Annotated in this window: 12 protein-coding genes and 1 pseudogene; 2 read left to right on the top strand and 11 right to left on the bottom strand. The window is 64.6% G+C overall.

The genetic code is table 11. The features are described from left to right. Positions 1–22: 22 nt before the first annotated feature. Both ACVWY0_RS18580 and rfbB read right to left on the bottom strand, forming a co-directional pair. The gene (locus ACVWY0_RS18580; RefSeq protein ID WP_485837984.1) at positions 23–1,450 is read right to left on the bottom strand and encodes a sugar nucleotide-binding protein; all 1,428 of its coding nucleotides are present in this window, start codon (positions 1,448–1,450) and stop codon (positions 23–25) included. Between the two features lie 3 nt (positions 1,451–1,453). Next, positions 1,454–2,452, bottom strand: coding sequence for a dTDP-glucose 4,6-dehydratase (rfbB, locus tag ACVWY0_RS18575; RefSeq protein ID WP_485837983.1), 999 nt, complete (start codon positions 2,450–2,452; stop codon positions 1,454–1,456). Between the two features lie 63 nt (positions 2,453–2,515). On the opposite strand from rfbB, the gene rfbA reads away from it, so the two are divergent. Beyond that, entirely contained in the window at positions 2,516–3,421 is a 906-nt protein-coding gene (gene rfbA / locus ACVWY0_RS18570) for a glucose-1-phosphate thymidylyltransferase RfbA (RefSeq protein ID WP_485837982.1), read from the top strand. 122 nt (positions 3,422–3,543) lie between these two features. Then, entirely contained in the window at positions 3,544–4,938 is a 1,395-nt protein-coding gene (locus tag ACVWY0_RS18565) for an IS1380 family transposase (protein WP_485837981.1), read from the top strand. 321 nt (positions 4,939–5,259) lie between these two features. Here ACVWY0_RS18565 and ACVWY0_RS18560 read toward each other — a convergent pair whose 3' ends face one another. The 9 genes and pseudogenes from ACVWY0_RS18560 to paaA all read right to left on the bottom strand — a co-directional run bounded on the left by ACVWY0_RS18560 (position 5,260) and on the right by paaA (position 13,568). Further along, complete coding sequence (locus ACVWY0_RS18560; protein ID WP_485837980.1) at positions 5,260–6,039, bottom strand: enoyl-CoA hydratase/isomerase family protein; 780 nt, start codon at positions 6,037–6,039, stop codon at positions 5,260–5,262. Between the two features lie 10 nt (positions 6,040–6,049). Beyond that, positions 6,050–7,027, bottom strand: a pseudogene (locus ACVWY0_RS18555) (2Fe-2S iron-sulfur cluster-binding protein); the annotation flags it as partial. Positions 7,028–7,629: 602 nt separating this feature from the next. After that, a complete protein-coding gene (locus tag ACVWY0_RS18550) occupies positions 7,630–8,394 on the bottom strand; it encodes a hypothetical protein (RefSeq protein ID WP_485837979.1) in 765 nt (254 codons plus the stop codon). A 363-nt stretch (positions 8,395–8,757) separates the two neighbouring features. Further along, on the bottom strand, positions 8,758–9,540 hold the full coding sequence (locus tag ACVWY0_RS18545; protein WP_485837978.1) for an enoyl-CoA hydratase/isomerase family protein: 783 nt from the start codon (positions 9,538–9,540) through the stop codon (positions 8,758–8,760). A 74-nt stretch (positions 9,541–9,614) separates the two neighbouring features. Further along, positions 9,615–10,856, bottom strand: a complete 1,242-nt coding sequence (gene paaE, locus ACVWY0_RS18540; protein ID WP_485837977.1) for a 1,2-phenylacetyl-CoA epoxidase subunit PaaE — start codon at positions 10,854–10,856, stop codon at positions 9,615–9,617. Positions 10,857–10,865: 9 nt separating this feature from the next. Beyond that, positions 10,866–11,387 carry a 1,2-phenylacetyl-CoA epoxidase subunit PaaD gene (gene paaD, locus ACVWY0_RS18535; protein ID WP_485837976.1) on the bottom strand — a complete coding sequence of 174 codons (522 nt, stop codon included), beginning with the start codon at positions 11,385–11,387 and terminating at the stop codon, positions 10,866–10,868. Between the two features lie 5 nt (positions 11,388–11,392). Further along, the gene (gene paaC / locus ACVWY0_RS18530; protein ID WP_485837975.1) at positions 11,393–12,229 is read right to left on the bottom strand and encodes a 1,2-phenylacetyl-CoA epoxidase subunit PaaC; all 837 of its coding nucleotides are present in this window, start codon (positions 12,227–12,229) and stop codon (positions 11,393–11,395) included. After that, on the bottom strand, positions 12,226–12,591 hold the full coding sequence (paaB, locus tag ACVWY0_RS18525) for a 1,2-phenylacetyl-CoA epoxidase subunit PaaB (protein ID WP_485837974.1): 366 nt from the start codon (positions 12,589–12,591) through the stop codon (positions 12,226–12,228). Before paaB ends, paaC begins: the two co-directional genes overlap by 4 nt. After that, positions 12,588–13,568 (bottom strand): 1,2-phenylacetyl-CoA epoxidase subunit PaaA, encoded by a 981-nt coding sequence (paaA, locus tag ACVWY0_RS18520; RefSeq protein ID WP_485837973.1) that lies wholly within the window; start codon positions 13,566–13,568, stop codon positions 12,588–12,590. The genes paaB and paaA overlap by 4 nt, the downstream gene beginning before the upstream one ends. Between the last annotated feature and the right edge of the window lie 101 nt (positions 13,569–13,669).

The following is a 13,669-nucleotide window of genomic DNA, read 5'->3' as shown; positions in this document are numbered from 1 at the left end:
TCCTCTACGGCAATGACTCCACTCAGGCGTTTGCTGTCTGCGTGACCGCAACGTAAGCCCTAAGTGCTTCCCCCGCCGTACGGGGTGTCAAACCTGAAGCCTCGATCTTGGTCAGATCCAGCACGCCGTTCAGCGGCCGGGGCGCGGCAGCTTTGCCCTTGAAGTATTCTTCGGTGCTCACGCCTGTGACAGCGGACCTCGGCCGGCCCGAAAGCTCGTAGACGTCCGCTGCGATGTCGGCCCAGGACTGCGGTTCGCCGTCGTTGGTGAGGTTGTAGGTGCCGTGGTCCGCGCCGGATTCGAGCAGGTGCCGGATGCCGGATGCGATGTCCTCCGTGAAGCTGAGCCGGCCGATCTGGTCATTAACCACCGACGGTTCGATTCCGCGGCCGGCGAGGGACCCCATGGTGCGGACGAAGTTGTTGCCTTCCCCGATAACCCAACTGGTCCGCACGATGTAGTGGCGGGGGACAACGCTGACCACGGCGTCGCCGGCCGCTTTGGTCTGCCCGTACACCCCCAGCGGCGTGAACGGCTCAGCCTCGTCGTGGCTCTCCTGGACGCCGTCGAAGACGTAGTCCGAAGAGACATGGACGAGGGTGAGGTCATGTTCGACGGCGGTGCGGGCCAGCCGCGCCACGGCGCTGACGTTGACGGCCCAGGCAGCGGCACGGCCCTCCGCGGTTTCCGCTGTGTCAACGGCCGTGTACGCAGCGGCGTTGATGACCGTCGAGTAGTTCTTCCAGTTTCGCTCCGCGAAGGCTGCTTCACTGGACAGATCGAACCCGGCGCGGCCGGCGAACTCAACACTCGCGTCGCCGTCATACAGTTCCCGCAGTGCCTTGCCGAGCTGACCGTCGGCACCGACCACGAGGATCTTCTTCGCCGGCATCGGCACAACGTCCGCGAGGCGCGGGTGGGCCTTGTCCTTGTCGGACAGCTCCGCGTCCGCCAGAGGCACCGGCCATACAATGGCGGCCGTCTCGTCGGCCAGGTTCAGGAACGTGTACTGGCCCTGCGCGTCGGCGGACCAGTGGTCGTTGACCAGGTACGTGTACGCGGTGTTGTCTTCCAGCGTCTGGAAGGCGTTGCCCACACCGCGCGGAATGAAGATCGCCTGGCTTGGATCGAGTTCCGCGGTAAAGACGGCACCGAACGAAGGACCTTCGCGCAGGTCCACCCACGCACCGAAAATCCTGCCAGTGGCGACAGAGATGAACTTGTCCCACGGCTCGGCGTGGATGCCCCGGGTGGTGCCGGCCTTCTCATTAAACGAGATGTTGTTCTGCACCGGGCGGAAGTCCGGCAGCCCCAACGCCACCATCTTCTCCCGCTGCCAGTTTTCCTTGAACCAGCCACGGTTGTCACCATGAACCGGCAAGTCATAAAGCACCACTCCGGGAATCGGGGTTTCGTGCGCGGTCAGCTTCTTGGAGAACTCGATCGACATGCTCTACTGGCCCTGTTCCTGGTACTTGGCTTCGGTCTGCGCCTTCTGCGGCCGCCACCAGTTTTCGTTCTCCCGGTACCAGGCGATGGTGTCCTCGATGCCGGCATCAAAATTGGAGAAGCGCGGTTCCCAGCCCAGCTCATTCCGGAGCTTGCCGGAGTCGATGGCGTAGCGCAGGTCATGACCCGGGCGGTCCACGACATGGTCGTAGGCGTCCGGGGACTGACCCATGTGCTTGAGGATCAGCTCGACGACGTCCTTGTTGTTCTTCTCCCCATCGGCACCGATCAGGTACGTCTCCCCGATCTTGCCCTTGGCGATGATCGCCAGCACGGCCGAGGAATGGTCGTTGGCGTGGATCCAGTCCCGGACGTTCTCGCCCTTGCCGTAAAGCTTGGGCCGGATCCCGTCGATGACGTTGGTGATCTGGCGCGGGATGAACTTCTCCACGTGCTGGTACGGGCCGTAGTTGTTCGAGCAGTTGCTGATGGTCGCCTGCAGGCCGAAGGACCGTACCCAGGCACGGACCAGCAGGTCCGAACCGGCCTTCGTGGAGGAGTACGGGCTGGACGGGTTGTACGGGGTGTCCTCGGTAAACCGCTCCAGGTCATCGAGCTCCAGGTCACCGTAAACTTCGTCCGTGGAGATGTGGTGGAAGCGCTTGTTGTGCTTCCGGGCCGCCTCAATCAGCGTGTACGTACCGATGATGTTCGTGTCCAGAAACGGACGCGGGTCATGCAGGGAGTTATCGTTGTGCGATTCAGCAGCATAGTGGACCACTACGTCGCACTCCGCGACGAGCCCGTCCACGAGCCCGGAGTCGCAGATATCACCCTGCACGAACCGAAAACGGTCCTCCGGGAGACCCTCAAGGGACGCCCGATTACCAGCATAAGTCAGCTTGTCCAGTACCGTCACATGATCAGGCGTGTTTTCCAACACATAGTGGACGAAATTCGAACCAATGAAACCGGCGCCCCCGGTAACCAGTAATTTCTGCATAACATTCATCGTTCCACAGCTCCATGATTTGGCTGAATTTGTAACGACCGCGAAAATGTCCTTATGCGCGGAATAATCCTCGCCGGGGGAACCGGTTCACGTCTTCATCCAATCACTCTCGGAATCAGCAAGCAGCTGGTCCCGGTCTACGACAAACCGATGATCTACTACCCGTTGTCCACACTGATGCTGGCCGGTATCCGGGACATCCTCATCATTACTACGCCGCACGATGCCGACCAGTTCCAGCGACTCCTAGGCGACGGCAGCCAGTTCGGCGTCAATATCACCTACACCGAGCAGCCGTCCCCCGATGGATTGGCCCAGGCGTTCGTCCTTGGGGCTGAGCACATCGGCGATGGCCCGGTTGCTTTGGTCCTCGGCGACAACATCTTCTATGGCCAAGGCCTCGGCACGCAGCTAGGACGGTTCGAAAACATCGACGGCGGCGCAATTTTCGGATACCGGGTCCAGGACCCGTCCGCGTACGGTGTTGTGGAATTCGACGCGGAGGGCAAGGCAATTTCCCTTGAAGAGAAGCCCGCAAAACCGAAGAGCCACTATGCGGTGCCGGGCCTGTACTTCTACGACAACGATGTGGTCCAGATTGCACGCGACCTTAAGCCTTCTCCCCGCGGCGAACTGGAAATCACGGACGTCAACCGCGTCTACCTCGAACGCGGCAAGCTCCAGGTGGAAATCCTGCCTCGCGGAACCGCGTGGCTGGACACCGGAACCTTCGATGACCTAAACGCAGCGTCCGAATTCGTCCGCACGGTTCAGCACCGCCAAGGCCTCTCCATCGGGTGCCCCGAAGAGATCGCCTGGCGTTTGGGTTTCCTCAGTGATGACGAACTTCGGGAACGGGCCGCACCGCTCTCCAAGAGTGGCTACGGGAAATACCTTCTCGATCTGCTCACTGAAGGCCTCGACGCTGCAACAGAACGCCTTCAACTCGCCCAGCGCTAAGCCTTGATCCACCGATGATGGTCGGGGCGCCGACGGCGGTTTAAACCGAGAATGCCCGCCTTTTCAAGGAAAATGGAGCTTGTCTAGAGCACATTGACCACCGAAAAGAGGGCATCTCGTAGATGCAAGTTTCCCATAAGCGTGCCGTCGTGTCAGTTTCCTTTGACGAGCCGAACCTCGTGTCGGCTGCCGGGTTGCTGCCGGTGATGACCTTGGCACGGGATGCCGGGTTGCAGGAACTGGCCGATGAGTGGCTGTCGGTGCCGTCGGACAAGGGCGCGAACGCGGGACGGAAACTGGCGTCCCTGGTGGCCGGGATGGTCGCCGGCGCCGACAGCATCGATGACATGGCGCTGCTGCGCCACGGGGGAATGAAGCGGATCTTCACCGCCTGCTACGCGCCCTCGACGCTGGGTTCGTTCCTGCGGGCCTTCACGTTCGGTCACGTGCGCCAACTGGACGCTGTCGCCTCCCGTTTCCTGGCCAACCTGGGGACCCTGACCCCGCTGCTCGGGAGCCCCAGGGCGGACGACTTCGTGTTCGTCGATGTTGACGACACGATCATCGAGGTCCACGGCTACGCCAAGCAGGGCTCCGGCTACGGATACTCCGGGGTCCGCGGGCTGAACGCGCTGCTGGCTACCGCCTCGACGAAGGACACGGCCCCGGTCATCGCCGCCCAGCGGCTGCGCAAGGGAGCGGCGAACTCGGCCCGCGGAGCCAAACGCCTGATCACCGACGCCCTGTCCACGCTCAAACGTGTCCAGACCTGCGGGCGGGTGCTCTGCCGGTTCGATTCGGCCTTCTACGGCCATGCGGCGGTTTCCGCGGCCCTGGCCGGCGGGGCGGAGGTCTCGGTGACCGTGCGCATGGACCCGGCCATCAAACGCGCCATCGCCGGGATCCCGGACACGGCGTGGGAAACGATCGAATACACCGACGCGGTCTTCGACGAGGCCACCAGCACCTGGGTCTCCAAGGCCGAGGTCGCCGAGACCGTGTTCACCGCATTCACCTCACGCAGAAAGGCCGAGCAGATCACCGGCCGTCTGGTCGTGCGCCGCATCCCGGAACTGAACCCAAAAACCGCCGACGGGCAGGAAACCCTGTTCGACACGCACCGGCACCACGCGTTCTTCACCACCGTGGACGCCGAAGTCCTGGACACCGTCGCGGCCGACAAAACCCACCGGAAACACGCCATTATTGAGCAGGTCAACGCCGACCTGAAGGATAGCTCCCTGGCGCACCTGCCTTCAGGTGTTTTCGCGGCGAACTCAGCCTGGCTCGTCGCCGCGGTCATGGCCTACAACCTCACCCGCGCCGCCGGGCTCCTCGCGGCCGGGCCCTTCGGCAAAGCGAGGACCGGCACGATCCGCCGCAAACTCATCCACGTCCCGGCCCGCATCGCCACCAGCGCCCGACGGATCCGTCTTCACCTGCCCGAAGCCTGGCCCTGGAAAACACCATGGCAGGCCTTGTCCGACCACCTCTACCCGCCGCCGCGAGCTGCCTGAACCCCCGTCAACCCAGCCGCACGGCGCGACCAAAACAACCAGTGGAACACCGAAGGGCAGCGAGGCCCGGCACCCCAGCACGCCCTCTGCCCGAACAACGAGCCGAAACCGGATTCAGATCATCGGCCCAGACAGATCGGTGGATCAAGGCTAAGGCGGGCTCCGGCCCCGACGAAGTGAATACAAAGAATGAGGCCCGCCGCTCGAACAGCGGCGGGCCTCATCAGTTGCACGTTGAGCAATGGCGTCGAGTCGCGGTGTCTGCGCAAAGTGTCAGACGGGCTTGGAAGCTGGTTCAGTCACCGACCGGTTTCGTCCAACTCAACCACCGAACCTGGGCTCGCGCTTCTCCTGGAACGCCCGGAAGCCCTCGGAGTAGTCCTCCGTCTTGCACAGCCGCGCCTGCTCGGCGTTTTCCTCGGCCATGGCGTCCCACATGCCCAGCCGCTGATCGCGGATGTGCGCCACCAGCTCCTTGCTCGCGGTGAACGCGCCCGTTGCCCCGGCGGCAACCTTTGTCACAATTTCCCGGGTGTTGTCCAACAATTCATCGGCAGGCATCGCCCGGCTGAACATTCCTTGGGCCACAGCCTCGGTCCCGCTGATCAGCTCTGCCGTGTAGATCAGGTCCAGGGTCCGGTGCATGCCCAGCCGCTCGGTGAAGTACCAGTGCCCGCCCGAGTCCAGCGTTGCCCCCAGCTTTGCAAAGGGCGAGCCGAACTTCGCGTTCTCCGCCACGTACACCACGTCCGTGGCCAGCAGCAGGCCCAGCCCCACCCCCAGGCACGCCCCTTGCGCAGCGGCAAACGTCGGCGCCGGGAACGCGCTCATCTTCCTCAGCAGAGGCTGCACCAGCCCGCCCAGGTACGCCTCGGCGTCGTCCGTCTCCGGCGTCACACCCGAGATGTCCCGGCCCGCGCAGAACGCGCGGCCCTCTCCCCTCAGCAGCAGCGCCCGCACCTCACCACGCGAGGCGGCGGCAGCGGCGTCGTCGTACGCCAGAGTTAAATCAGCAAGCGCCTGCTCGTCGAGGGAATTGAGCTTGTACGGCGCGTCCAGAATCACTTCGGCGACGTTGTTGGCGATGGAGAGGGAGATCATGGGGCTCCTATTAGACGTCGAAGTCGACTGTTACGTCTTTGCTGGTGGGGTGGCTCTGGCAGGTCAGCACGTACCCCTTGTCCAGCTCATCCTGCTCCAGGGCGTAGTTTTCGTCCATGGTCACGGTGCCGGTGACCAGTTTGGCCCGGCATGTCCCGCACACTCCCCCGGCGCACGCGAACGGCACATCCGCCCGGACCCGCAACGCGGCGTTCAGAATGGACTCGCGGGCGTGCGTGGGGCTGGCCACCTCCCCCTGCAGGCCATCCAGCTTGAACGTGATCCTGTACGTCTCCTGGGACTCGTCCACCACCACGGGACGGCCGGCGTTCCCCTCCGGCTTGTCCGGCTTGCCCGACGTGAACAGCTCGAACCGGACCTTCTCCGGCTTCACGCCGCGCTCGGCCAGGGTGTCCCGGCACAACTGCACCAGCTCGAACGGCCCGCACAGGAACCACTCGTCCACATCGTCCGCGTGGATGGCGGTGCCCAGCAGCTGCCGGAGCTTCCCGGCGTCGATCCTGCCGGACAGCAGCGGCGCGATCCGCTGCTCCCGGGACAGCACGTGGTGGATGGCCAGCCGCTGCGGGTACCTGTCCTTCAGGTCCGCCAGCTCCTCCAGGAACATCACATCCATGGCCGCCTTGTTCGCGTAGATCAGGTCAAAGCGCGTCGCCGGGTTGGCGGCCAGCAACGTGCGGGCGATCGCGATCACCGGGGTGATGCCGCTCCCCGCCGCGATGGCCACAAAGGTCCCCGGCTCCCCCGCCAGCTCGCCTGCGATATCCTGCGGCCGGTTCATGGAGTTCATAACGTTCTGCTCCACGGCCCTGCCGTCCCGGCCGTGCCTGGACACAAACGCGCCCATGGGGCTCATGACCTCCAGGGTGTCCCCCGCCTTCAACTCCGCGTTCGCCCACGTGGAGAACAGCCCGCCCAGGTCCTGCTTCACGGCCACCCGGATCTCGCTGCTGCCGTCCGGGAACGATGCCTCCACCCTGATCGCTCAGGAGCCGACAACCGCGTTTCCGGCCAGCGCGGTCCCTCCCCGAGGAGAGGCCTCCGGGACGTGCAGGCCGGGGCGATCGTTGCCTGGTACGAAATCACTGGCTCCCCACCACCATGACCGGCGAAGGAAATCACTACCCAAAATGAGCGGGCCTCCTACACGATGGTCTGCCGCACCCAAGCAAGCCAATCCAAGCGTCAGCCACGCCCCACTGCGCTTAGTCCCCGCTGAGACTTTTCACGGACCCAGGATTCAACACAGGAATGCTGCAACCCGGGTTCGGGTGTGCGTCAGATTTGTAGGTAGCTGTGCTGTGGCATGTTTCTGGGGTCGTGTGTGGTGGGTGCTGGCGTGTTGGCAGCGCAGGGTGATGATGCTGGTGGCTCCGGGGCCGGACCAGCGCATGCCGGAGAGTTTGAGGCGTTGGCCGACGATGGCATTGCAGCCGGCTTCGACGGTGCCGGAGCCGACGAACATGTCGGGCTTCAGACTTTTCCGCCCCTGCACACGTGATTGCCTACGTAGCTCCTTGGCCGCCTGGCGTCGGACGCTGACCCGCCTGAATCAGCCGAGCGCTGAAACTAGCGCATGTCAGTCCTCGGTCTGGCGCCCGATGAAGGCCGCCATTCCGGGCACCGTGAACTGAATAGAGCCATATTCGGGTGCATACACAACACCCTTGTCGATGAGTCGTGAGCGGATGACGGCAAGTTTGCTGGTCGACTTCCCAAGGCGTTCGGCGATTTCTCCGGTCGAGGAAGGGGTATCGCTGTCCTGGGCCATGGCCCTGAGGTAGAGGCGTTCTGCATTGGTGGCACGCTGCCATCTGGCTTCTCCGATGATGCTTCCCAGGCGGCACGTCCGTAGACCTGAAGGAAGAAGGGGTAGCCGTTCGCGGCAGAGAGCAGGAGTGACAGCGCATCAGGCGCCAAGGAGGCGCCGAGCCTGTTGATGGGCAAGGCGAGGGCTTCCGAGGCGGCCTCTTCGTTGACCTGGCCCATGGTCCTGTAGAGAAACAGCCGCTCACCATAGGTCCTGGCCTCCGAGATCTTGCCGGGCAGGTTGGGTAGGCCCGCACCGATGATGTAAAAAGGCCATCCGCGCTGGCCCGCAAGGTGCTGAACGGACAACAGTATGGTCAGGAGCTCTTCGTCCAGGTCTTGCATTTCGTCAATGAACAAGCCGAACCCGACCCTGGCTTTTCGCATCGCGAGTGATACATCCGCGACAAGTTCCTCGAGGTCGATGTCCAGGTTGCCTGAATCGGCGCGCCCTTGTTTGGTCGTCACCGACGCGGAGACGCCGGCAACCCCCAAACTCGCTGAAATGTTGCCGATGCTCTTCAAGGCATTCTGCAGAAAAGCTCCAGGCTGACCTACTTCTAACGAGATATAACACTTTTTGTTATAAGGCCATATCTTTCGTTACCAGCGGCGTGAGAACACCAGGGCATCAAGGAGAGGGCGGAACGTTCTCGGTCGCGCCCCAAAGCTTGTAGACCAATGCCCATTAAGTGATGGGCATGCTCATCCGGCCTAATGCGCATGCTCATCACGTCATGCGCATGGTTAAACGTCGTGTCGCTACGCGGCAGACGGTGCGGGTAGACGCCGGCGGGGGAGCAATATTCGGCGACGGTGCCGGACGCACTGCGTTCAAGCATCGAAGGGCTCGGACGGCTTCACCCTGCCCCCTTTGTCCGGAAAATTTCACCGGCCTTTGAACACCGGCGACCGCTTCTCTTGGAAAGCTCGGAAGCCCTCGGCGTAGTCGGCGCTCTTGCAGAGCCGGGCCTGCTCGGCATTTTCCTCGGCCATGGCCTCCCACAGGCCCAGCCGCTGATCGCGGATGTGCGCCACCAGCTCCTTGCTCGCCGTGAACGCGCCCGTGGCCCCGGCCGCAACCTTCGACACAATTTCCCGGGTGTTGGCCAACAATTCATCCGCCGGCATCGCCCGGCTGAACATCCCCTGCGCCACGGCCTCCGTCCCGGAGATCAACTCCGCCGTGTAGATCATGTCAAGCGTCCGGTGCATCCCCAGCCGCTCCGTGAAGTACCAGTGCCCACCCGAATCCAGCGTGGCCCCCAGCTTGGCAAACGGCGAGCCGAACTTCGCGTTCTCCGCCACGTACACCACATCCGTGGCCAGCAGCAGGCCCAGCCCCACACCCAGGCACGCACCATGCGCCGCAGCGAACGTCGGCGCCGGGAACGCGCTCATCTTCTTCAGCAGCGGCTGCACCAGCCCGCCCAGGTACGCTTCGGCGTCGTCCGTCTCCGGCGTCACGCCCGAAATGTCCCGGCCCGCGCAGAAGGCGCGGCCCTCGCCCCTGAGCAGCAGCGCCCGCACCTCACCGCGCGAGGCGGCGGCAGCGGCGTCGTCGTACGCCCGTGTTAAATCCGCGAGCGCCTGCTCATCAAGCGAATTCAGCTTGTACGGCGCGTCCAGGACCACTTCGGCGATGTTGTTGGCGATGGAGAGGGAGATCAATGAATCCTTCTTTCTTTGATTTCGACAGGCTCAATCACCAAGGGGTTTCGACAGGCTCAACCACCGGGGCCTCGTTACACGTCGAAGTCGACGGTGACTTCGGGGGTGGTGGGGTGGCTCTGGCAGGTCAGGACGTACCCCTTGTCCAGTTCATCCTGCTCCAGCGCGTAGTTTTCGTCCATGGTCACGGTGCCGGTGACCAGTTTGGCGCGGCACGTGCCGCACACTCCCCCGGCGCACGCGAACGGCACATCCGCGCGGACACGCAGCGCCGCGTTCAGGATGGACTCGCGGGCGTGCGTGGGGCTGGCCACCTCGCCCTGCAGGCCGTCCAGTTTGAAGGTGATCCTGTACGTCTCCTTGGATTCGTCCACCACTACGGGACGGCCGGCGTGGCCCTCCGGGCGGTCCGGCTTCCCGCTCGTGAACAGCTCGAACCGCACGTGCTCCGGCTTCACCCCGCGCTCGGCCAGGGTGTCCCGGCACAGCTGCACCAGCTCGAACGGCCCGCACAGGAACCACTCGTCCACATCGTCCGCGTGGATGGCGGTGCCCAGAAGCTGCTGGAGCTTCCCGGCGTCGATCCGTCCGGACAGCAGCGGCGCGATCCGCTGCTCGCGGGACAGCACGTGGTGGATGGCCAGCCGCTGCGGGTACTTGTCCTTCAGGTCCGCCAGCTCCTCCAGGAACATCACGTCCATGGCGGCCTTGTTGGCATAGATCAGGTCAAAGCGCGTCTCCGGGTTGGCCGCCAGCAGCGTGCGGGCGATCGCGATCACCGGGGTGATGCCGCTCCCCGCCGCGATGGCCACAAAGGTGCCCGCCCCCTGGGAGGCGGCCTCCCCCGCGAGCTCTTCCGGGTGGTTCATGGAGTTCATGACGTTCTGCTCCACGGCCTTGCCGTCCCGGCCGTGCTTGGACACAAACGCGCCCATGGGGCTCATGACGTCCAGGGTGTCCCCCGCCTTCAGCTCCGCGTTGGCCCACGTGGAAAACAGCCCGCCCAGGTCCTGCTTCACGGCCACCCGGATCTCGCTGCTGCCGTCCGGGAAGCTGCGCGGCTCGGCGCAGATGGAGTAGCTGCGGCGCACCTCATGCGGCTCGCCGTTCTCATCCTGCAGCGTGGTGCGCAGGGCCACGTACTGGCCGGGCAGGTAGTCGAACTGGCCGGCGAGCTCTTGGGGGACGCCGAACGTCACCTCGATAGCGTCCTCGGTCAGCCTTCTTACCTCGGTGACGGTGAGGGTGTGGAAGGACGGACGACGGCGGCCGCTTGCTAGCGCCGATTCGGCGGCGGTCTGGCGCACAACAGGCATGGGGCTTCCTTACAGGACTTTGAAGTAGTCGAACGGTTCCAAACAGTCCTTGCAGACGTACAGCGCCTTGCAGGACGTGGAGCCGAACCGGGTGAGCTCCTTGGTGTTCAGGCTGGAGCACTGCGGGCATTTCACGGCCATTTTGAGCCTGATGGGGCCGCTGTGGCCGCCGGCTGCTGCCATGCCCGACGGCGGCGCGATGCCGTACTCCCGCAGCTTCGCCTTCCCGGCGTCCGTCATCCAGTCCGTGGTCCAGGCCGGAGCGAGCACCAGGTCCACCTCTGCTGTGTAGCCCTCCTTCGCGAAGGCTGTCTTCAGGTCCTCGCGGATGGCGTCCATGGCCGGGCAGCCCGAGTACGTGGGCGTGATGGTGACCCGGACACTCTGTTCCTCTGTGTTGTGTTCCTGCGTCACTTGGACGTCGCGGAGGATCCCCAGGTCCTCGATGGTGAGCACGGGGATTTCCGGATCGCAGACCGTGGCGGCAATATCCCACGCCTGCTGCTGCTCTGTCAGTTGCTCGACGGCCACGGCGGTCACCAGCTTGCTCCGGGGTACTCCCGGGCGAGCACCTGCATCTCCGCGAGCAGGTAACCCAGGTGCTCGGAGTGCCGGCCGTGCCGGCCGCCGCCGGGGGCAGCCGGCCCGTCCGGCACTCCCAGCCCCGCTTCGGCCAGGATCTCCCCGGTCAGTCGGTCAAAGTCCGCGCGCAGGCTGGAAGGCTCGACGGCGGCGCCCGTTTCAGCCAGACGCGTGGTCAGCTCGTCGTCCTGGAAGAGCTCGGCGACGTAGGGCCACATCTGCTTCAGGCCCTGGATCATCCGGTTAAGGGATTCCTCGGTGCCGCCGGCCAGGCGGAGGACCCACTGGGCGCTGTGGTCCCGGTGGTAGTCCACTTCCTTTACGGCCTTCGCGGCGATGGCGGCCAGGGTGGCGTCTGTGGATTCCGTGAGGCGGCGGTAGAGCTCGAACTGGTAGTAGCTCACGATGAACTGCCGGGCGATGGTGGCCGCGAAGTCGCCGTTGGGCTGCTCAAAGATGTGGGCGGAGCGGAACTCTGGCTCCCGTCGGAAATACGCCAGCTCGTCCTCGGTTTTGTCCCAGGCGCCGCCCGCGTACGTGAGGAAGCTCCGGGCATGGCCCAGCTGGTCCAGGGCGATGTTGCCCAGAGCCACGTCCTCCTCCAGCTCGGGGCCGCGGGAGATCCAGTGGCCCAGGCGCTGCGCGAGGACCAGGCCGTCGTCCCCCAGGCGCAGCGCGTACTCGGCCACGTCCTCTGTGGGCTTGGCCAGGCCGGTACGGACCTCCAAGGCGATGTCCTCCGGGCGCAGGGCGTTGCCGGGGGTGATGCGGGTGGCGGATTCGTTGCTCACAGGTGCTTCACGCCTTCGCTCTTGGTGTAATACGTGGCGTGCCGGTAGTCCTTGCCCTGCGGGGACTCGAAGAACGAACCCTTGGAGTCGGGGTCGCTGGCGGCGATGGCGTCGGCCGGGACCACCCAGATGGACACACCCTCGTTGCGGCGCGTGTAGAGGTCGCGGGCGTTGCGCAGGGCCATGGCGGCGTCCGGCGCGTGCAGGGACCCGGCGTGGACGTGGGACAGCCCGCGGCTCGACCGGACGAAGACCTCCCACAGGCCCCACCCGGTGGTTGAGCGGATTTCGACAGGCTCAATCACCGGACCTCCGGTGGTTGAGCTTGTCGAAACCGTCGAAACCTCTGAATGTTCGCTCATGCTGCCATTTCCTTCTGTTTTGCTGCATACGCCGCGGCTGCTTCGCGGACCCAGGCGCCGTCGTCGTGCGCTTCCCTCCGGCGCTCAAGGCGCTGGGCGTTGCAGGGGCCGCGGCCGGCGAGGACTTCGTGGAATTCATTCCAGTCCAGCGGGCCGTGCTCCCACTTTTTGGTGTCCTCGTTGAAGCGGATCTCGCTGTCCGGGAGGGTGAGGCCCAGCACGCGGACCTGCTCCACCATCATTCCCACGAAGCGGCTGCGGAGTTCGTCGTTGCTGAAGCGCTTGATGTTCCAGGCCATGGACTGGCGGGAGTTGGGCGAATCGTCGTCCGGCGGGCCGAACATCATCAGCGCCGGGGCGTACCAGCGGTTCACGGCGTCCTGGGCCATCTGCTTCTGCTCCGGGGTGCCGTGGGCGAGTTCCAGCAGGATCTCGAAGCCCTGGCGCTGGTGGAACGACTCTTCCTTGCAGACGCGCACCATGGCGCGGCCGTAGGGGCCGTAGGAGGCGCGGCACAACGGCACCTGGTTGCAGATGGCGGCGCCGTCCACCAGCCAGCCGATGGCGCCCATGTCCGCCCATGTCAGGGCCGGGTAGTTGAAGATGCTGGAATAGCGGGCCTTGCCGGCGATGAGGTCGGCCATCATCTTGTCCCTGCTTTGGCCGAGCGTTTCGGCGGCCGAGTAGAGGTACAGCCCGTGGCCGGCCTCGTCCTGGACCTTGGCCATCAGGATGGCCTTTCGCTTCAGGCTCGGGGCCCGGGAAATCCAGTTGGCTTCCGGCTGCATCCCGATGATCTCCGAGTGGGCGTGCTGGGAGATCTGGCGCAGGAGGGTCTTGCGGTAGGCGTCCGGCATCCAATCTTTTGGTTCAATGCGGGAGTCATCGGCGATCACGCGGTCAAAGTTGGCCTGGCCGGCCGCGTCTTGGCGGTCCTTGGCCTGGCTGTCCGCGTCGCGCTGGGCGTTGGCTTCCATGGTTGCTCCTATGCACCTGCCTGGATTGGTCCGATTTATTTACCGACCGTTCGTTCAGGATATGCGGATGACGCGGAAGGCGTCAAGGACGGGGCCCGGCG

The sequence above is a fragment of the Arthrobacter sp. UYNi723 genome (assembly GCF_054057635.1).
This window is presented reverse-complemented; position numbering and strand designations above follow the sequence as displayed.

Excerpts from the sequence above, each read along its gene's own strand:
- ACVWY0_RS18580 (WP_485837984.1), bottom strand. The coding sequence starts at position 1,450 with ATGTCGATCGAGTTCTCCAAGAAGCTGACCGCGCACGAAACCCCGATT.
- paaE (WP_485837977.1), bottom strand. The coding sequence starts at position 10,856 with ATGCCTGTTGTGCGCCAGACCGCCGCCGAATCGGCGCTAGCAAGCGGC.
- ACVWY0_RS18565 (WP_485837981.1), top strand. The coding sequence starts at position 3,544 with ATGCAAGTTTCCCATAAGCGTGCCGTCGTGTCAGTTTCCTTTGACGAG.
- rfbB (WP_485837983.1), bottom strand. The coding sequence starts at position 2,452 with ATGCAGAAATTACTGGTTACCGGGGGCGCCGGTTTCATTGGTTCGAAT.
- paaB (WP_485837974.1), bottom strand. The coding sequence starts at position 12,591 with ATGAGCGAACATTCAGAGGTTTCGACGGTTTCGACAAGCTCAACCACC.
- ACVWY0_RS18560 (WP_485837980.1), bottom strand. The coding sequence starts at position 6,039 with ATGATCTCCCTCTCCATCGCCAACAACGTCGCCGAAGTGATTCTGGAC.
- rfbA (WP_485837982.1), top strand. The coding sequence starts at position 2,516 with ATGCGCGGAATAATCCTCGCCGGGGGAACCGGTTCACGTCTTCATCCA.
- paaA (WP_485837973.1), bottom strand. The coding sequence starts at position 13,568 with ATGGAAGCCAACGCCCAGCGCGACGCGGACAGCCAGGCCAAGGACCGC.